The sequence below is a fragment of the Angustibacter sp. Root456 genome (assembly GCF_001426435.1).
GTDB lineage: Bacteria > Actinomycetota > Actinomycetes > Actinomycetales > Angustibacteraceae > Angustibacter.
Map to the genome: position 1 here is coordinate 69,095 of NZ_LMER01000015.1, position 315 is coordinate 69,409.

The 315-nt window shown below is 72.7% G+C and carries 1 protein-coding gene; it reads right to left on the reverse strand.

The features are described 5' to 3' along the window. Positions 1 to 315 (reverse strand): DUF222 domain-containing protein (locus ASD06_RS07955; protein ID WP_157371625.1); only part of this gene is annotated, 315 nt, incomplete at both ends.

Below are 315 nucleotides of genomic sequence, written 5' to 3' on the forward strand. Positions count from 1 at the left end.
GGCGGCCAACGTGTCCACCCCCACGCGCACGATGACGCGCACCGGGGAGCCATGCGAGGTCGGCACGTCGTTGCGGGCCAGGGTGGTTTCGGCGAGGTGCTGCAGGGCGTCGTGGCGGCGTTGGCCGGGGCTGCGCGGGTCCAGGGTGCCGTCTTCGGCCGGTTGGGGGGCGGACCAGGCGTCCAGGGCGGCCTTGAGTGCTGCCCCGCACTCTTTGGTGAGCAGGCCCTGGACGAAGGTCATGCCCGAGGCGTCGGTGGCCATCACGAACGACCGCTTGCGTTCCTGGGCTCGCTCGTCTCGGGCGAGGCGGTC